Here is an 18,933-nt window from a genome sequence, read left to right on the forward strand (position 1 = left end):
TGAGTACTGCGTTTGTAGTACCGAATAATACCAATTAGGAGCAACAGTAAATGGCCGATACAAATCTAAGATTCTTGGTAGTGGATGATTTTTCTACTATGCGTCGAATTATCAGAAACCTGCTCAAGGAACTGGGTTTTAACAACGTTGAAGAAGCGGAAGACGGTGTGGATGCGTTAAACAAACTGCGTGCAAGCAGTTTTGATTTCGTGGTATCCGACTGGAATATGCCGAATATGGACGGCCTTGATTTGCTGAAAACCATTCGTGCCGATGCAGCGTTAAGTAAGATGCCGGTACTAATGGTAACGGCTGAAGCGAAAAAAGAAAATATTGTAGCGGCCGCTCAGGCTGGGGCAAGTGGTTATGTCGTTAAGCCATTCACAGCCGCGACTCTGGAAGAAAAACTGAGCAAGATATTTGAAAAACTAGGCATGTAGGAGCGCTTATGTCACATCAACCAATGCCTGCATCAGATGCAGCAAACCCGGGCGATATTATCGCCCGGATCGGCCAACTGACGCGCATGTTGCGAGACAGCATGCGTGAACTCGGCTTGGATCAGGCAATTGCGCAAGCGGCGGAAGCGATTCCTGATGCTCGCGATCGTCTTGATTACGTTGTTACCATGACAGCGCAAGCAGCTGAACGTGCATTGAATTGTGTTGAAGCAGCACAGCCGCGTCAGAACCAATTGGAAGCCGATGCCAAAAAACTAGATGGGCGTTGGGATGAATGGTTCGCCAACCCGATTGAATTATCAGACGCTCGTGAACTGGTAAGTGATACGCGCCGTTATCTGAAAGAAGTTCCTGGGCATACCAGTTTTACGAATGCCCAGTTACTTGAAATCATGATGGCGCAAGATTTCCAGGATCTGACCGGACAGGTAATCAAACGTATGATGACCGTGGTTCAGGAGATTGAAACTCAGCTCTTGATGATGATCATGGAGAACATCCCGGAACAGCCAGCAAAATCCAAAAACGAAAATAATAGCCTGCTTAACGGCCCTCAGCTCGACGCGAATGGCGTCGGTGTTGTGGCGAGTCAGGAACAGGTTGATGATTTGCTGGATAGCCTGGGTTTCTGATTTTTGACGCGGTGAGTTTGATTGAAAGTTCTTCCTCAAGTGCAGGTTGAGATTACCTTGCCGTTGCCTGCGTGAGCGATGTTTACATTAAAACATTGCCCACGCAGGCATGACTTTCATCTATCATCATCGGCCATTAAAATTTTCCTCAATGAGCACTCGTTATGCTCAATGAGTCTATTCCATAAATAAACGCCTCTTTTCCCCTTTGTTCTTGCCATGAGACAGCACACTTTTTGTCATTCTATACTCGTCATACTTAACGTTGCTTCTGCGTTAGCTACGCTCACTTATCCGAATCACTTACTTGAGTAAGCTCATCGGGATGCGTTCCCTTGCCGCCTTGAGGCAATTCTTGGGGTATCTAAGGGAAATTGCGCCCGTTATTTGGCTGCAACCATAAAAACGATGTGATTGGCAGACAGGAAACCACGCAGTGGCTGAAGAAAGCGATCTCGAAAAGAGCGAAGCTCCCACCAGTCACCGACTGGAAAAGGCCCGTGAAGAGGGGCAAATTCCGCGATCAAGGGAGTTAACGTCGATTTTGATGTTAGCCGCCGGTTTGGGACTGTTGTTGTTATCGGGTCAATCTCTGTCGCATAAATTGGGCGAGATGGTGGCCAACGGTTTGCACTTCGATCATCACATTGTTAGCAATGACCGCACGATGTTGCAGCAAATGGCCACATTAGCCAGTTCTGCAGTTTGGGCATTACTGCCAGTTATTGCTGGGTTGGTATTGGTGGCTCTCACTGCGCCCTTGTTGTTGGGCGGTCTATTGTTCAGTACTTCTTCTTTAGGATTCAAATTCAGTCGCATGAATCCGTTGGCTGGGCTGAAGCGTATTTTTTCAGCACAGGTATTGGCTGAGCTGTTTAAAGCGATTTTAAAAGCGGCGATCGTCGGTTGGGTATGTAGCGTTTATTTGGCACATAACTGGGTGCATATGCTGCAATTAATGTCTCAGCCAACTATACCCGCGTTGGTTGAAGCATTACATATGATCGCCTATTGCGGCTTATTAGTCGTCTTGGGTTTAATCCCGATGGTCGGGTTTGATGTCTTCTGGCAGATATGGAGCAACATCAAAAAGTTGCGGATGAGTAAGCAAGATATTCGTGATGAACACAAAACTCAGGAAGGCGATCCGCATGTCAAAGGGCGTATACGCCAACAACAACGCGCAATGTCTCGCCGTCGCATGATGGCTAATGTTCCTAAAGCCGATGTGATTGTTACCAACCCAACGCACTATGCGGTCGCGCTGCAATATAGTGAAAGTAAAATGAGTGCTCCGCGGGTATTAGCAAAAGGTGCTGGTGAAATAGCTTTGCGTATTCGTGAGTTGGGGACTGAACATCGAATTCCAATGTTAGAAGCACCGCCGTTGGCGCGTGCGCTTTATCGCCATAGCGAGATCGGCCAACAAATTCCTGCCGCGCTCTATGCTGCGGTGGCAGAAGTATTGGCCTGGGTTTATCAGTTGAAGCGTTGGAAACGTGACGGCGGCTTGATCCCGAAAAAACCACAACACTTACCGGTGCCTGAAGCACTAGATTTTGCTGGAGAGACTGAATCTGATGGCTAACCTAGCCCAACTGCTGCGTTTACCGAGTAATTTAAAAGAGTCACAGTTGCAGGTATTAGCTGGGCCAATTCTGATTTTGATGATTTTGTCGATGATGGTATTGCCATTGCCGCCGTTCATCCTCGACTTGCTCTTTACCTTCAACATTGCACTATCCATCATGGTGCTATTGGTGGCGATGTTTACCCAGCGTACGCTGGAATTTGCCGCATTCCCAACTATCCTGCTGTTTTCGACTCTGTTGCGGCTCTCTTTAAACGTTGCCTCTACCAGGGTGATTTTACTCAATGGGCATACTGGTGAAGCCGCTGCCGGACGAGTGATCGAAGCTTTTGGTCACTTTTTGGTGGGAGGGAATTTCGCTATCGGTATTGTGGTCTTTATTATCTTGGTTCTGATTAACTTTATGGTTATCACCAAAGGTGCCGGACGTATTGCCGAAGTTGGCGCACGTTTTGTGCTTGATGGGATGCCGGGTAAGCAGATGGCCATTGATGCAGACCTTAATGCTGGATTGATTGGTGAAGACGAGGCGAAAAAGCGTCGTACCGAGGTAACTCAAGAGGCCGACTTTTACGGGTCAATGGATGGTGCCAGTAAATTTGTGCGTGGTGATGCCATCGCCGGCTTGATGATTATGGTCATCAACGTGGTGGGGGGGTTACTGGTTGGTGTCGCGCAACATGGCATGGATATGGGGCACGCCGCAGAAACCTATACCTTGTTGACTATCGGTGATGGATTGGTTGCTCAGATCCCTGCATTGGTTATCTCGACGGCGGCTGGTGTAATTGTTACCCGTGTCGGGACTAACCAAGATGTCGGTGAACAGATGGTTAGCCAACTGTTCAAAAATCCGCGAGTCATGATGCTTAGTGCTGGCGTGCTCGGCTTACTGGGACTGGTTCCCGGCATGCCTAATTTGGTGTTCTTGCTTTTCACCGTGGCATTGTTGGGCTTGGCTTGGTATATCCGCGGTAAAGAAAACTCACCAGGTAAACCACAAGCCGTGCAAACGCTTCCTCAAGATCATCAGCAAGTTGTTGAAGCGAGCTGGTCAGATGTTCAACTTGAAGATCCATTGGGCATGGAAGTCGGGTATCGACTTATTCCGATGGTAGATGCTCAACAAAACGGCGAGCTACTAGGGCGTATCCGCAGTATTCGTAAGAAATTTGCGCAAGATATGGGTTTCCTTCCTCCTGTGATCCATATTCGCGATAATCTTGAGCTCCCCCCAGCCAGTTACCGTATCTTAATGAAAGGTGTGGAAATAGGGCACGGTGAAGCGCATCCAGGACGTTGGATGGCGATCAATCCAGGTGGCGCATTCGGAACACTTCCGGGAGAGGTGACAAAAGACCCCGCTTTTGGTTTGGAAGCGGTGTGGATTGAACCTGCCATGCGGGAACAGGCACAAACGCAAGGTTATACCGTAGTTGAAGCCAGCACCGTTGTAGCAACACATCTTAATCACTTGATTGCAGAACATGCATTTGAGCTTTTTGGCCGTCAGGAAACCCAAGAGTTGCTTGAAAGAGTCAGTAAAGAGATGCCAAAGCTGACGGAAGATTTTATCCCCGGTGTCGTGACATTGACGATGTTGCATAAAGTACTGCAAAACTTGTTGGCTGAACGTGTCTCTATCCGTGATATGCGCACCATTATTGAAACGTTAGCCGAGCATGCGCCAAATCAAACCGATCCAAGTGAATTGACCTCCGTTGTCCGCGTTGCGTTAGGACGGGCGATAACTCAGCAATGGTTCCCTGGCACCGGCGAAGTGCAGGTTATTGGTTTGGATACCTCGTTAGAAAGGCTTTTATTACAAGCCCTACAAGGTGGCGGTGGGTTAGAACCTGGTTTGGCCGAACGCCTATTAACGCAATCACAAGCCGCGTTGCAGCAACAAGAGATGAATAATGCCCCGCCAGTATTACTGGTCAATCATGCATTGCGCGCATTGCTGTCTCGCTTCCTGCGTCGTTCTCTGCCGCAAATGGTCGTAATGTCTAACCTGGAAATGAGCGACAACCGACAAATTCGCATGACGGCCATTATTGGTGGTGAATAAGCTGGTGGTGAATAAGTTGCTGATAAAAAAATTAGTGAGAAATAAGATGCTTTGCCTATTTGGCAAAAGTTTATTAAGCGTCTCGTTACTGCTGCCCTTTGCCTGCATGGCGGCATCGGGTAGTTGGAGTGATAGTCATAGCGGCGTAAATCTGCAAAATCGCGGCGTCGCGGCAACCTCACCGCCATTGCGTGCTCCTGCTAATTCGGTAGTAACACAATCCGCCGGACATACTATTACGAGTATCAGTTGGCGTATCCAGTTTTTAACGGCGCAGCCTGCCGGTATACAATTCAAGCTGTGCACTGAAAGTAATGATTGCGCTTACCTTGAGGGTGCAGTGGGTGAGACCCGGGCTTTCTACGGTAAACCTGCGCAGTCTACATTCTTTCTGACGTATTTTGTGCAAGGAAAAGGTGCGCTGTATCCGCCGTTACGAGTAGTGAGCAATCAATTGATGGTGAATTATCAGTAATTAATAGCTAGCAGCCAATGAGCCGATAGTTATTTTTAGGCAACAAAGCTTCAGATAGTTATGGCTACAGGTCGAGTAGAAAAAATCAGAAAGGCATCTCATGAAACTCACAGGTTTTGAAAACCTGTGAGTTATTAAATTGAGATTTTACGTACGCTTTGTCCAAGAGATTTGGTTTGGCCATTCGGGCCATAGAAATTTTGCGTATTATTTGCGCTGAGTACGGCTAAAGCCTGCGTGTTGTAATCGAGTTGCTTATTAATCAATAAGCCGTTGTGTTTATTCATGCGGCTCAGCCTTTCGCTTATCTCTACCACCAGTTTCCACTGCCGGGCAATTTCCGGTTGACGAGAGTAAGGGGCATTTTGTTTCAAACGTTTGTCATGCTGACGACGTTGACCATCAAGATAATCTACTGTCGTCAGCAGCGAGCTTTTTTGCTCGGTGATAGTCTGCAACGCAATACCATTCACGCGCCCTGCGCATAATAGCGTTTGTTCTTGATTGAGTACGACATCAAGAGATTGCAGTACTTCAACCAACGTGTTCATCGTCTTGATAAAATCGTTCATTTGATTCAAATACCTTTCAGATAATCCTGAGTATCTTGCAGTAATCCGTCAGCGATCTTACCGATGTCCATCGTAAGCTTGCCATCGCGGATTGCTTGCTTCAATTCTTCAACACGCTGACTGTTGATATCTTGTGTATTGGATTGAGTCAATGCTGATTGTGCACTGCTTAATGTCACGGCTGTGCCGCTAGTTGGCGTGTTAGTCACGCTTGTTTTGCGCGCCGCTTGTTGCAGGCTGTTATCTGCAGTATCACGCGGCTGAACCGCGCCAATAGGCTGGGTTGCCTGAGTGCGATCTATGCTCATTATTCTTCTCCACTTAAAGCCGTTTCTCATGGATAGTGCTCATTTGTTGAGCCAGTCTATCTGCTAAAAACGCAAATTTATCCAAACGTTCCCGTTTCATTTCGGGCTACATGCTTTAATTATCGTCACTCAACGTAAAAACTTTAATATTTAATAAACTATGTATGCAATATGACAAAACTACATGCTAAACCAGACATCACGGACCTGGCAGTTTTAAGTAAAGCATTCATCATATTGATGTTCAATGTGACTTTTCTGACTCTCGCTTGGCAAGGATAAAAGACGTAGCGCAGCGAAGATAAACAAAGATGATGGTTTACATCACTAAGCTGACCGAGCCATCAGTACCAACCGTGCCGTTAATAATCTGACCTGAGGGCATACGGACCCGCACATTATCTTGTGCTGCAGCATTATTCATTGCCTTGCCGGTACTGGTTACATTGAATCCACCACCATTAGCGACTACTTGCACATTCTGGCCGGCTTGTACCATCCACGGGCGACGCAGCATCGGCAGCGTCAGGGGTTGACCAATATTAATAGTGCGCAGCGTCACGGCATTGATGGCTTGTTTGCTATCTACAATGGCTCGAGGCGGCAACAAATCTAACCGGCCCTCACGACGTTCAACGTCTTTGTCTGTGATATGGCTACCGGAATTAATATTGTGTGCCGCTACCCAGTAGAAACCCGTAACTTGGATTTTCGCCTGGATGTAACTTTTTTGCCCATTACAGTTTACCGCAATCGACATGTTGCCCCAGGCTCTGCCGTTTGGGGGGAGGGTAAAATATGGAGAAGGGCATTGAGGCTGGCGCTGCGCTGGCGTGGTGATTTTTGCAGCTACTTGCATATCACTACCGGCATATTGCTGGGCAAAAAACTGCTGCAATTGCTGCTGCAAAATCGAAACGCTTCCGTCTGCGCTAACGGCTTCATTGGCATTGACCGCCTTCGTGTCAGCAATAACTGGCCTTGCATCAGCCATAAACAGCGTGCTGCCGAGCAGTAAACCCGCTAGCAAACGGTTGTGCATTGCGTTGCGCATCATTGTATTACACCTCAACCTGTCAAGCGGGTCATCTTACATTGCTGACAAGTCTACGCCTGCCCACCTTTTTTTAATGGAACAAATAGCGGCCGATTTTGTGCTTATTCACACGATAGGTTGTTGTTAGCCACCTTTATGATGTCGACTCCAAATTCTAAATTTCGACGCTAAATTCTAACTTCGTGGAGGGCGCATGCTCGACAAATTGAATGCCGCACTGCAGTTCCAGCAAGAAGCGCTAAACCTGAGAGCTCAGCGGCAAGAGATTCTTTCGGCGAATATTGCGAATGCCGACACGCCAGGATTTCAGGCGCGCGATATTGATTTCGCCAGTCAGTTACAAAAAGTCATGGAGCAAGGCAGGGCAAGTGGTAGCGGTATCTCTCTGTCATTAACTTCTGCTCATCATATTCCAGCACAGAACATTCAAGCGCCTGACTTGGATCTTTTATTCAGAGTGCCTGACCAACCCTCTGTCGATGGCAACACGGTTGATATGGACCGCGAACGTACTAATTTTGCCGACAATAGCGTGCGTTATCAGACCGACCTTACTGTGCTTGGCGCACAGGTGAAAGGCATGATGTCTGTCTTGCAACAAGGATAATCCTGATGTCACTACTGAGTATTTTTGATATCTCCGGCTCTGCGCTCTCTGCTCAGTCTCAACGGATGAACGTAGCTGCCAGTAATATGGCCAACGCAGACAGCGTGACTGGGCCAGATGGACAACCCTATCGTGCTAAGCAGGTTGTCTTTCAAGTGGATGCAGCACCGGGACAAGAAACCGGTGGTGTAAAAGTGGCTCAGGTCGTAGACGATCCAACTCCGGATCGTTTGGTTTATCAGCCGGGTAACCCGCTTGCTGACGCCAAAGGCTACGTCCGTATGCCAAATGTGGATGTGGTCAGCGAAATGGTAAATACCATCTCAGCTTCCCGCAGTTATCAGGCTAACGTTGAGGTGCTTAACACCACCAAAACGCTAATGATGAAAACCCTGACTCTGGGCCAATAAAGGGAATAATGTATGTCTGTAATAACCTCGATAAATGATCCAGCTAGTAGTCCCGTTAATAATAGTGGGAATAGCAGTAATAATATCGGTGCAGGGAGTTCCGCACAGGACCTGCAAGATAACTTCCTGACTCTGCTCGTTGCCCAGCTAAAAAACCAAGACCCAACCAACCCGATGGATAACTCCCAACTGACTAGCCAATTGGCGCAAATCAATACCGTTAGCGGCATTGAAAAGCTCAATACCACGCTGGGCAGCATTTCTGGGCAAATCAATAATGGCCAATCGGTACAGGCAACATCAATGATTGGTCACGGTGTCATGGTTCCAGGCAGCAGTATTTTAGTCGGTAGTGACAAAGACAAAGTGAGCACCACACCCTTTGGCCTCGAGCTAGAGCGGGCATCAGACACCACAACGGTCACTATCAGCGATGCGACGGGGAAAGCAGTAAAAACAATTAATATCGGCGCGCAGACTGCGGGCGTTCATAGCTATACCTGGGATGGTACGCAGGATGACGGCACGCCGGCTCCTGATGGAAATTACAGCTTTAGCATCAATGCGAGCAGTAATGGTGAGCAGATGGTGGCAACAAAACTCAATTATGCAATGGTCGCGGGCGTCATTAACGATGCTAAAGGGCCGTTACTTGACCTTGGCGTCAGGGGCTCTAGTTCGCTTGGCGATGTTCGTCAGATCCTTGGCTAACCGTTTTTTATCGCTTTTTGAGCTTTGCCTGTAGCGCTTCTACAGGATGACACACTCAGCAATCTTTTAATTTCGGAGAATATTATGAGCTTTTCGCAAGCAGTCAGTGGTCTAAACGCCGCATCATCCAACCTTGATGTGATCGGAAATAACATTGCTAACTCCGCAACATCAGGTTTTAAATCAGGCAGCATCTCTTTTGCCGATATGTTCGCAGGTTCTAAGACGGGACAGGGCGTAAAAGTAGCCGGTGTACTTCAGGACTTTAACGATGGTACCACTACTACCACAAACCGTGGTTTGGATATCGCACTGAGCGGTAATGGTTTCTTCCGTCTGGCGGATGCCAATGGTGCGGTGTATTACTCACGTAACGGCCAATTCTCTGTAGACAACCAACAACGACTGGTGAATGGCCAGGGCCTGAGCGTAACTGGTTATCCAGCAACCGGCACACCGCCAACGATTCAACAGGGTGCGCAACCTGTTCCGTTGACCATCCCCAATACTCTGATGCCTGCGAGCCCGAGTTCAACCGGTACGATGGTTGCCAACCTGAACTCAAGTCAGGCTGTCGTGGCCACCACGCCATTTGACGCTAATGACAACAAGACTTACTCCTATTCCACGACCTTTACGACTTACGACTCATTAGGTAATGCGCACGATAATGATTTGTACTTTGTTAAATCGGCCGCTAATACCTGGGATGTCTATTCGAAAGACACTTCAAACCCTGCTGGGGCTACTAAGCCTGTCGGGACACTAAACTTCGGTAGCAATGGTCAATTAACGAGTACAACGGCGCTCACTCTTGATGACAAAGGAAATCGTGTGCCCGGTGATGTGCTGGAGAATAATACCCTGAGTCTGCAAATGGATGCCGGTACTACTGGCGCAACGGTTCCTGCTGTTGCCCTGAATTTTACGAACAGTATTCAGCAAAACACCGGTGCTAGCGCTATTGGTTCTGCTACCCAGAACGGCTACGCAGCAGGCAACATGACCGGTTATACCATCAATGACGACGGCACTATCACCGGTTCTTACTCTAACCAAAAAACTCAATTATTGGGTCAGATCACGCTGAGCAGCTTTGCTAACAACGAAGGTCTGCAGTCTGAAGGTAATAACGTCTGGTCAGCAACTCAGGCCTCTGGTCAAGCGATTACCGGTGTTGCTGGTGCGGGTGGTTTGGCATCAATGACCAGTGGTGCGTTGGAAGCTTCTAACGTCGATCAGGGTAAAGAGCTGGTTAACATGATTGTTGCTCAGCGTAACTACCAGGCTAACGCGCAAACTATCAAAACCCAAGACCAGATCCTCAACACTTTGGTCAACCTGCGTTAATAAGCGCTTAACGGGATAGCAGCTATGGATCACGTAATCTATACCGCAATGGGGGCGGCGAGTCAGACCCTCAACCAGCAAGCGGTAACTGCCAGTAATTTGGCGAATGCCTCAACGCCGGGTTTTCGTGCCCAATTAACGGCACTGCGCGCAGTGCCGGTTAATGGACCGAGCCTTGAAACCCGTACGCTGGTCGCCGCATCAACACCTGGTGCGGATATGACGCAAGGGCAACTTAATTACACAGGCCGCCCGCTGGATGTTGCGTTGCAGCAAGATGGTTTCCTTGCGGTGCAGATGCCGGATGGCAGTGAAGCCTATACCCGTAATGGTGATATGCAGATCTCCCCTAATAACCAGTTGACCATCCAGGGTAACCCGGTGATGGGAGATAACGGCCCGATTGAAGTGCCACCATCGGCGACGCTGACTATTTCGGCTGACGGCACCATCGCAGCGCTTGGTGCGGGGGACAACCCGAATACTGTTGCGCAACTTGGTAAGTTGAAATTGGTCAAAGCTAACCCTAGCGATGTGGTGCGTGGCGATGATGGCATGTTCCATGTCAATCCCGATCTCGCTCAAACGCAAGGCGCGGCGCTACCTGCGGATCCGACTATTCATGTTATGCCAGGTACGCTCGAAGGCAGCAACGTCAATCCGGTGGAAACCATGGTCGACATGATTGCCAACGCCAGACGTTTTGAGATGCAAATGAAGGTCATCCACAGTACGGATGAGAATGAACAACGGGCCAATTCACTGTTGTCGCTGTCGTAATCAGCGGCACAGAGGAGTAAGAAGATGATCCCATCGCTTTATATAGCAAAAACCGGTCTGGATGCACAGCAGACCAACATGGATGTTATTGCCAACAACTTGGCAAACGTCAGTACCAACGGTTTTAAACGTCAGCGCGCGGTATTTGAAGACTTACTATATCAAACCATTCGCCAGCCAGGCGCCCAGTCATCGGAGCAAACCAACCTACCGTCTGGTTTGCAGATTGGTACCGGTGTTCGTCCCGTGGCCTCTGAACGTATTTTCATTCAAGGCAACTTGACTAACACGGGTAACAGTAAAGATATTGCCATCGACGGTCAGGGATTCTTCCAGGTGCAATTACCTGACGGTACCTCGGCCTATACCCGTGATGGTTCTTTCCAGACTGACCAAAATGGTCAGTTAGTTACCTCTAGTGGTTACCAGGTTGTCCCGGCAATTACTATTCCCGCCAACGCACTGAAGATTACCATTGCACGCGACGGTATTGTCAGCGTGACTCAACAAGGCCAGGCGGCACCAACACAAGTCGGCCAATTGACATTGAGTACCTTTGTTAACAATGGCGGTCTGGAAAGCTTGGGTGAAAACTTGTATCAGGAAACCCAGAGTTCTGGCGCGCCAACTGATAGTACTCCGGGTCTTAACGGAGCGGGTCTGCTGAGCCAAGGTTATGTTGAAACTTCTAACGTCAATGTCGCTGAAGAGTTAGTGAACATGATTCAGACTCAACGTGCTTATGAGATCAACAGTAAAGCAATATCTACCTCCGACCAGATGTTGCAGAAACTGACACAGCTGTAATAGGCCTGTGTTAACTCACAGGTTGGTATGAGAAAAGCAGGGCACTGACCTCAGTGCCCTTAAGTGAATTATGTTGAGACTGTAAGGCGAACTCTGTGGTGACCAAGAAATTCATACCGGCTCGTAGACAACGGTGTAATCAATCTCGCGTGCTGGCTGTGCCATTATTACTGATGCTGGTCACCAGCGGTTGTGCGTATATGCCTCGTGCTAATCTCGTGGAAGGGAAAACAACGGCACAACCGACGCCTGCGGCACCACCTGTCCCTAATGGCTCGATTTTCCAATCCGTTCAGCCAATGAATTATGGTTATCAACCTCTATTTGAAGATCGTCGACCGCGTAATGTCGGCGATACGTTGACTATCGTGTTGCAAGAAAACGTCAGTGCCAGCAAAAGTTCTTCAGCAAATGCCAGCCGCAACGGTTCTAGCGGTTTTGGCATGAGCACAGTGCCGCGTTATTTGGAAGGGCTGTTTGGTAACGCCCGAGCCAATATTGATGCGAATGGCAAAAATGACTTTGATGGCAAAGGTGGCGCAGCGGCTAATAACACCTTTAACGGCACATTAACCGTTACGGTTAATGAAGTGCTGGCTAACGGTAACTTGCGCGTTGTTGGCGAAAAACAAATTGAAATTAATCAGGGAACTGAATTCATTCGCTTCTCTGGCGTCGTTAACCCACGCACGATAAGCGGTGCTAACTCGGTTACTTCCACTCAAGTGGCAGATGCACGTATTGAGTATGTGGGTAATGGCTATATTAATGAGGCGCAGAACATGGGCTGGTTGCAGCGGTTCTTCCTCAATGTTTCGCCATTCTAAGGGGCATATGATGCGAAAATTTACCTGTTATGCGCTGTCGCTGATGATGTCAGCGGCGCTATTTACACTGCCAGCGTCGGCTGAACGGATCCGTGATTTGGCAAGTGTACAAGGTGTTCGTGATAACGCCCTGATCGGTTACGGTTTAGTCGTGGGGCTTGACGGTTCCGGTGACCAGACGACTCAGACACCTTTCACCACACAAACTTTAACCAACATGTTGTCTCAGTTGGGTATTACCGTACCACCTGGTACGAATATGCAGCTTAAAAATGTGGCGGCGGTGATGGTCACTGCCAAGATGCCGCCTTTTTCCCGTAGTGGTCAGGCTATTGATGTTGTTGTTTCCTCGATGGGTAACGCCAAAAGCTTGCGTGGCGGTACATTATTGATGACACCGCTAAAGGGCGTGGACAATCAGGTCTATGCACTGGCGCAAGGTAACGTATTAGTTGGCGGTGCGGGTGCATCAGCCGGCGGAAGCAGCGTGCAAGTTAACCAGTTGTCTGGTGGACGAATCACCGCAGGCGCTACGATTGAACGTGAGCTGCCTACCAATTTTGGTTCTGAAGGCGTCATTAATCTTCAGTTAAATGATGAAGATTTCACTCTGGCAGCACAGGTCAGTGATGCGATTAACCGCTCAGGCGTTGGGCTGGCAACCGCTATGGATGCGCGTAATATTCAGGTGCGTGTACCCGTTGGTAGCAGCTCTCAAGTGCGCATTTTGGCACAAATCCAGAATATTGATGTCAGCGTCGGCCCGATGGATGCCAAAGTTATTATTAACTCGCGTACCGGCTCGGTCGTCATGAACCGTGATGTGACTTTGGATAGTTGCGCGGTGGCGCAGGGTAATTTATCGGTGGTTGTTGATCGTCAAAATACAGTCAGTCAACCTAACACCCCATTTGGTGGCGGCAATACGGTTGTGACGCCAAATACCAATATTTCGGTACGTCAAAATGGTGGTGCATTGCAGCAGGTAAGATCCAGTGCCAGCCTCAACAATGTAGTACGTACGTTGAATACACTAGGTGCAACACCGAACGATTTAATGTCGATTCTACAGGCCATGAAGAGCGCAGGTTGCTTGCGTGCTGATTTGGAAATTATCTAATGAATGATCTGACATCGATGTCTGGAGCAGCTTATGACGCTCAGTCGCTCAATAAGCTAAAGTTGGCTGCAAAGAACGATCCACAAGGACAACTGAAACAAGTTGCCAAGCAATTTGAAGGCATTTTTGTACAGATGATGCTGAAGAGTATGCGTGAAGCGTTGCCAAAAGACGGTATTCTGAGCAGCGATCAGACCCGGCTTTATACATCGATGTACGATCAGCAAATTGCTCAGAATATCTCGCAAAAAGGGCTAGGCATGGCCGATATGATGGTCAAGCAGCTATCGGGTGGTGAAACGGGGCCAAATGATAGCACTGGCACAGTACCAATGGCGCTGGATAAAAACTACATACAAACCATGCCAATTCAGGCTATGGAGCAAATGTTACGCAGAGCTATGCCCAAAGTGCCCGACAGAAATGTCGGCCCATTGGGACAGGATAGTGGTCAGTTTGTATCTCGGCTGGCTATTCCTGCTCAGGTCGCCAGTCAGGAAAGTGGTATTCCACACCAACTTATTGTGGCACAAGCCGCACTGGAATCCGGCTGGGGACAGCGTGAGATCCCTGGTAACGACGGTAAGCAAAGTTACAACTTGTTTGGTATCAAAGCCAGTAGCGACTGGAAGGGGCCGACAACTAGCATTACAACCACCGAATATGTGGAAGGCGTGGCGAAAAAAGTGCAGGCCAATTTCCGGGTTTATGGCTCTTATGTCGAGGCGATCAGCGATTATATCAAATTGCTGACCAACAACCCGCGCTATGCACAAGTAGCTGCTGCACAAACCCCTGAGCAAGCCGCACATGCACTGCAAGCTGCCGGCTATGCTACCGATCCAAACTACGCACAGAAATTAGTCAGCGTAATTCAAAAAATCAAAGGTGCTGGTGCGCAGGTTGCTAAGGCCTACTCCACTGATTTAAGTAAGCTTTTTTGATTTTTTAGCGATAAATATACAAACCACAAGATGTAATAATTGCGGTTTTTTCTCTCAAGTTTTTTTATCTATCGCCGATAACAAACCTAGCAATGCTGGCAAATGCCTTAGCACATAGCAACTCATTCAACCAAACCGGCGATAGATACCCTGATTACGGGGACTGGTCGGCAGAAAAAAGGTGACGCATGTCCAATAATTTGATTAACACCGCGCTAAGCGGGCTCAATGCGGCACAGGCGGGCCTCGCAGCCGCCAGTAATAATATCAGCAATTATTCTGTTGCAGGTTACAACCGCCAGACCGCTATTATTGCTGAAGCCAATGGCAGTCACACAGCAAGTGGTTATATGGGTAATGGTGTAACCGTCACAGGGATAAACCGCGAATACAATAGTTTTGTCGTCAATCAATTACTGAGCGCGAGTACAACTAATAGCGCGCTGACGACACAAAGTTCTCAAGCCACACAGATTGAGAACCTGTTTGCCGATAGCACCACCAGCTTGTCTAAAGCGATGCAGACCTTCTTCACGGGCATCCAAACCATCACCAGCAATGCAAGTGATACCTCTGCGCGCCAAACGACAATCGGCCAGGCGCAAGCGATGACCTCGCAGTTTAATCGCACCGCTAATTACCTTAATGATCTCAATAGCGGCGTGAATCAGCAGATTCGCGATAACGTACAACAGATTAACAACTACGCTCAGCAAATAGCTAATCTTAACCAACAGATCACGCAAACCCGTGCCAGTACCGGGCAAGAGCCGAACGCATTATTAGACCAACGCGATCAAATTGTTAGCCAATTGAATGACGTTGCGGGCGTTACAGTGTCACAGCAAGATGGCGGCGATTATAACGTTTCTATCGCTAATGGCATTCCATTAGTACAAGGAACTCGGACTAAAACATTAACGGCGATCCCTTCTGATAGTGATGCAAGCAAATTAACAGTTGGTTTGCAGAATGCTGATGGGACCTCCAGCGCAATTGAAGAAAGTCGTATTACTAACGGCAGCCTGGGCGGGGTATTAAGTTTCCGTAAGGACAACCTAGAGCCTGCAATTAACCAACTAGGGCAATTGGCGCTTACTTTGGCGGATAGTTTTAATACGCAGAGTAAAGCCGGTTTTGACCTTAAAGGCCAACCGGGCGTTGATTTCTTCTCCTTCGATGCTAAACCCAACGCCATTTCTAATGCCAAAAATAAGGGCAACTCGGAACTGGACGTGAGTTACACCGATACTAAGTCTGTAAAAGCGAGCGATTATACACTGAGTTATAGTGCGAGTGGCTGGACAGCAACGCGAGTATCCGATGGTGCTGTGATTACTCCGACACATGGTGATGATGGTAGCCTCAACTTTGACGGATTAAGCGTAAAGGTGAGTGGCGATCCTAGTCCCAAAGACAGCTTTACTATCAAAACCGTGAGTAATGTTGCCAGTACGCTTAATGTGGCGGTTACCGATTCTGCGCAAATTGCAGCGGCCAGCTCTGCTGATGCGGGTGTCAGTGATAACACCAATGCGCAAAAATTGCTCGATCTACAAAAAGCCAAGCTAGTCGACAATAAATCAAGTTTGTCTGATGGCTATGCCTCGATGGTTTCCAGCATCGGTAATCAGGTCAGTGCACTGAAAACCAATGTCACATCGCAAGGTAATATCGTTAAAGAGTTGACGACACAACAACAGTCTATCTCTGGTGTGAACCTCAATGAAGAATACGGCAATTTGCAACTATATCAGCAGTATTATCAAGCAAATGCACAGATCGTTCAGACGGCATCGACGATCTTTAATGCGCTTCTTAGTGCGATATAAGCCGGTTTTTCTCGCAGAATTGTCATCTCAAATTTAGATAAGGAATTGTTGTTATGCGTCTGAGCACCAATACAATTTATCAGCAAAACATGGGAAACATGCTCGATAATGAAGCACGTTTTCAAACGGCCGGCATACAATTGGCGACGGGACGTAAAGTTAACCAGCCTTCTGATGATCCGTTAGCTGCCTCTCAGGAAGTGAGAACATTGCAGGCGCAAGCCCAAAATAATCAGTTTGCTATGGCGCAGAATTTTGCTATTCAAAGTATTAGCACCGAAGCGACCGCAACCGATAGTATAAACAGTACGATTAGCGCGATGAAATCAATCATTGTCTCAGCTGGCAACGGTAGCTTAAATGATGATGACCGTCTCTCCTATGCGACTCAGCTAGAAGGCATGAAAGCGAACTTAGTCAATCTGGCCAACAGTACAGATGGCAACGGCAATTATATCTTTGGTGGCTATCAAAGCGATAAACCCCCTTATACGATGGATAAAACTACCGGTGAAGTCACCTATAATGGTGGCAGCCAGCCTATTACTCAGCAGGTGAGTGCAGAGCGATCCATGATTGTTAGCCACACTGGGCCACAGGTGTTTAACAGCGAACCAGGTAACCCGAAAAAAGAACCTGATGGCAGCGTTAATTATGACCTGTTTAAAACTATTGATGATGCGCTGACTGCTCTGAAAACGCCTTCTGCTGATCGAACCTCTGATGAGTATACGGCCGCTATGGATAAAGCGACCCGAGGTTTAACTAACTCAGAAAATAACGTGGCGAATATTGTTTCACAGCAGGGTACGCAGTTGGCGGAATTGGATGATTTAGGTGTTATAGGGACAGCGCAAAACACCACCACGACGAATCAATTGAGCAGTTTGGTCAATATTGATGAGGTCACCAGTATCTATAACTACACGATACAGCAGAATGCGTTACAGGCTTCAATGAAAGCCTTTAGCAGTATGCAAAGCCTCTCGTTGTTCCAACTGAAGTAAGTGTTCTTTAGTTCTCCCCCGATTCTTCCGGGGGAGAATATCCCCACCATACCCGTCATATTTGAAGTTTCTTGGGCATATTACCCATCTCTAGCCAAATAACGCCAAAAGCAGCGGAAAGAGAAAGGGGGCCAATAAAGACGTGATGATACCGCAGATAACTAAGGCCAATGAGCTAAAAGCCCCTTCCTGAAAATCCTCTTCAATGCAACGCGCGGTGCCCAGCGCATGTGAAGCATTGCCTATCGCCAGCCCACGCGATGCTTTATTAGTAATTTTCAGTATATTCAGAATGGTGTGTCCCAATGCGGCACCAAGAATACCAACAAAAATCACACATACTGCGCTAATGGCCGGGATACCGTGAATCGACTCCGCCGCTGCCATGGCAATAGGCGTCGTTACCGATTTAGGCAATATCGACGCTGCGATTTCGGGTGTTGCGCCCATCCACAATGCAATCGCGGTGCCTGATGTCATTGCGACCAAACTGCCAATAAAACAAATACTAATAATCGATTTCCACCGTGCACGTATCTGATGCAGTTGCTCGTAAAGCGGCAGCGCTAAAGCTACAACAGCAGGCTGTAGCAAATCATTAAGGATCTTGCTGCCTGCGAAATAGCGCGCGTAAGGAATGTGGGTGATGAGCAGCAAAGGGATAATGATCGCCATTGATGTCAGCAGCGGATTGAGTAATGGGAATTTAAATTTGATCGCTAATCTACGCATGGAAAAAAATACCAGCAGCGTTAATGGTAAAGACCACCAAATATTTTCCATCATTTATCCTCTGTGTTACTAGATTGCAGGCGTTCACGATGAATGTAGTGCGAACTATAAGCAACGACTAGCAACACTAATAAAGTGCTGACGGCACAAGACACGACAAGGGGGCCAAATTGCATGCGCAACTGGTCGTAATAGGTCATGATACCGACGCCAATCGGCACAAACAGCAGCGCCATGTAGCGAATGAGCACGTTGGCTCCTGGTTTTACCCAGTGATAGGGCAAAATTTGGGTCGCAAGCAAGGCAAAGAGAATCAACATGCCGAGAATACTGCCGGGAAGCGTGATGGGGAGTAATTTTGATATACCGTTTCCTGCGTATAAACAGGCATATATAAGAATAAATGCTCGAAAATATTGCATGGGAAGAGATAAAAGTTTGCGCATAAGAAGTTTTCCTCTTGCAGAATTCAATCATCATACAATTAAAGTGTGATCTGTACCACAAATTGAAGTATGAAATATCGGCATAAAATTGATGAACAAAAGGCATCAACTAGCCAGCGCACATGCTTTATGGTGTCATTGAAAACAAGCAAGATAGTCGATACTTTGTCGCTCATTGGGATGAACTCTCTGC

The 18,933-nt window shown here is 47.8% G+C and carries 21 protein-coding genes; 16 read left to right on the forward strand and 5 right to left on the reverse strand.

Annotated features, from left to right (window positions below; all coding sequences use genetic code 11):
- Window positions 1-50 precede the first annotated feature (50 nt).
- From cheY to ACL9RG_RS02170, 5 genes are all read left to right on the forward strand, one after another.
- Window positions 51-440: a chemotaxis response regulator CheY gene (gene cheY / locus ACL9RG_RS02150; protein WP_422790911.1), complete on the forward strand. Its 390-nt coding sequence runs from the start codon at window positions 51-53 to the stop codon at window positions 438-440.
- Window positions 441-448: 8 nt separating this feature from the next.
- On the forward strand, window positions 449-1,093 hold the full coding sequence (gene cheZ, locus ACL9RG_RS02155; RefSeq protein ID WP_422790912.1) for a protein phosphatase CheZ: 645 nt from the start codon (window positions 449-451) through the stop codon (window positions 1,091-1,093).
- A gap of 436 nt (window positions 1,094-1,529) precedes the next feature.
- Complete coding sequence (gene flhB, locus ACL9RG_RS02160; RefSeq protein ID WP_422790913.1) at window positions 1,530-2,681, forward strand: flagellar biosynthesis protein FlhB; 1,152 nt, start codon at window positions 1,530-1,532, stop codon at window positions 2,679-2,681.
- Entirely contained in the window at window positions 2,674-4,755 is a 2,082-nt protein-coding gene (gene flhA, locus ACL9RG_RS02165; RefSeq protein ID WP_422790914.1) for a flagellar biosynthesis protein FlhA, read from the forward strand. Before flhB ends, flhA begins: the two co-directional genes overlap by 8 nt.
- Before the next feature lie 46 nt (window positions 4,756-4,801).
- Entirely contained in the window at window positions 4,802-5,230 is a 429-nt protein-coding gene (locus tag ACL9RG_RS02170) for a flagellar protein FlhE (RefSeq protein WP_422790915.1), read from the forward strand.
- 134 nt (window positions 5,231-5,364) lie between these two features.
- Here ACL9RG_RS02170 and ACL9RG_RS02175 read toward each other — a convergent pair whose 3' ends face one another.
- From ACL9RG_RS02175 to flgA, 3 genes are all read right to left on the reverse strand, one after another.
- Window positions 5,365-5,802: a flagella synthesis protein FlgN gene (locus ACL9RG_RS02175; protein ID WP_422790916.1), complete on the reverse strand. Its 438-nt coding sequence runs from the start codon at window positions 5,800-5,802 to the stop codon at window positions 5,365-5,367.
- A gap of 5 nt (window positions 5,803-5,807) precedes the next feature.
- On the reverse strand, window positions 5,808-6,110 hold the full coding sequence (flgM, locus tag ACL9RG_RS02180) for a flagellar biosynthesis anti-sigma factor FlgM (protein ID WP_422790917.1): 303 nt from the start codon (window positions 6,108-6,110) through the stop codon (window positions 5,808-5,810).
- Between the two features lie 319 nt (window positions 6,111-6,429).
- Window positions 6,430-7,167: a flagellar basal body P-ring formation chaperone FlgA gene (flgA, locus tag ACL9RG_RS02185; protein ID WP_422790918.1), complete on the reverse strand. Its 738-nt coding sequence runs from the start codon at window positions 7,165-7,167 to the stop codon at window positions 6,430-6,432.
- Between the two features lie 193 nt (window positions 7,168-7,360).
- On the opposite strand from flgA, the gene flgB reads away from it, so the two are divergent.
- The 11 genes from flgB (at window position 7,361) to flgL (ending at window position 17,562) form a co-directional block, all read left to right on the forward strand.
- Window positions 7,361-7,774, forward strand: coding sequence for a flagellar basal body rod protein FlgB (flgB, locus tag ACL9RG_RS02190; protein WP_422790919.1), 414 nt, complete (start codon window positions 7,361-7,363; stop codon window positions 7,772-7,774).
- Window positions 7,775-7,779: 5 nt separating this feature from the next.
- On the forward strand, window positions 7,780-8,184 hold the full coding sequence (gene flgC, locus ACL9RG_RS02195; RefSeq protein WP_422790920.1) for a flagellar basal body rod protein FlgC: 405 nt from the start codon (window positions 7,780-7,782) through the stop codon (window positions 8,182-8,184).
- Between the two features lie 12 nt (window positions 8,185-8,196).
- Complete coding sequence (flgD, locus tag ACL9RG_RS02200) at window positions 8,197-8,895, forward strand: flagellar hook assembly protein FlgD (RefSeq protein ID WP_422790921.1); 699 nt, start codon at window positions 8,197-8,199, stop codon at window positions 8,893-8,895.
- Between the two features lie 84 nt (window positions 8,896-8,979).
- A complete protein-coding gene (flgE, locus tag ACL9RG_RS02205) occupies window positions 8,980-10,245 on the forward strand; it encodes a flagellar hook protein FlgE (RefSeq protein WP_422790922.1) in 1,266 nt (421 codons plus the stop codon).
- A 24-nt stretch (window positions 10,246-10,269) separates the two neighbouring features.
- Complete coding sequence (locus ACL9RG_RS02210; protein WP_422790923.1) at window positions 10,270-11,025, forward strand: flagellar basal body rod protein FlgF; 756 nt, start codon at window positions 10,270-10,272, stop codon at window positions 11,023-11,025.
- 24 nt (window positions 11,026-11,049) lie between these two features.
- Window positions 11,050-11,832 carry a flagellar basal-body rod protein FlgG gene (flgG, locus tag ACL9RG_RS02215; protein ID WP_422790924.1) on the forward strand — a complete coding sequence of 261 codons (783 nt, stop codon included), beginning with the start codon at window positions 11,050-11,052 and terminating at the stop codon, window positions 11,830-11,832.
- A gap of 173 nt (window positions 11,833-12,005) precedes the next feature.
- Window positions 12,006-12,659: a flagellar basal body L-ring protein FlgH gene (locus ACL9RG_RS02220; RefSeq protein WP_422791170.1), complete on the forward strand. Its 654-nt coding sequence runs from the start codon at window positions 12,006-12,008 to the stop codon at window positions 12,657-12,659.
- A gap of 43 nt (window positions 12,660-12,702) precedes the next feature.
- Window positions 12,703-13,779 carry a flagellar basal body P-ring protein FlgI gene (locus tag ACL9RG_RS02225; RefSeq protein ID WP_422791171.1) on the forward strand — a complete coding sequence of 359 codons (1,077 nt, stop codon included), beginning with the start codon at window positions 12,703-12,705 and terminating at the stop codon, window positions 13,777-13,779.
- Window positions 13,779-14,723, forward strand: coding sequence for a flagellar assembly peptidoglycan hydrolase FlgJ (flgJ, locus tag ACL9RG_RS02230; protein WP_422790925.1), 945 nt, complete (start codon window positions 13,779-13,781; stop codon window positions 14,721-14,723). The genes ACL9RG_RS02225 and flgJ overlap by 1 nt, the downstream gene beginning before the upstream one ends.
- A 188-nt stretch (window positions 14,724-14,911) precedes the next feature.
- Window positions 14,912-16,555 carry a flagellar hook-associated protein FlgK gene (gene flgK, locus ACL9RG_RS02235; RefSeq protein ID WP_422790926.1) on the forward strand — a complete coding sequence of 548 codons (1,644 nt, stop codon included), beginning with the start codon at window positions 14,912-14,914 and terminating at the stop codon, window positions 16,553-16,555.
- Between the two features lie 53 nt (window positions 16,556-16,608).
- Window positions 16,609-17,562 (forward strand): flagellar hook-associated protein FlgL, encoded by a 954-nt coding sequence (flgL, locus tag ACL9RG_RS02240; protein ID WP_422790927.1) that lies wholly within the window; start codon window positions 16,609-16,611, stop codon window positions 17,560-17,562.
- Between the two features lie 90 nt (window positions 17,563-17,652).
- Here the strand turns inward: flgL and ACL9RG_RS02245 are convergent, their stop codons facing one another.
- Complete coding sequence (locus ACL9RG_RS02245; protein WP_422790928.1) at window positions 17,653-18,348, reverse strand: CidB/LrgB family autolysis modulator; 696 nt, start codon at window positions 18,346-18,348, stop codon at window positions 17,653-17,655.
- A complete protein-coding gene (locus tag ACL9RG_RS02250; RefSeq protein WP_422790929.1) occupies window positions 18,345-18,740 on the reverse strand; it encodes a CidA/LrgA family protein in 396 nt (131 codons plus the stop codon). Before ACL9RG_RS02250 ends, ACL9RG_RS02245 begins: the two co-directional genes overlap by 4 nt.
- Between the last annotated feature and the right edge of the window lie 193 nt (window positions 18,741-18,933).

This window comes from Rouxiella sp. Mn2063 (assembly GCF_049319665.1).
Classification (GTDB): Bacteria; Pseudomonadota; Gammaproteobacteria; order Enterobacterales; family Enterobacteriaceae; genus JBMOUD01.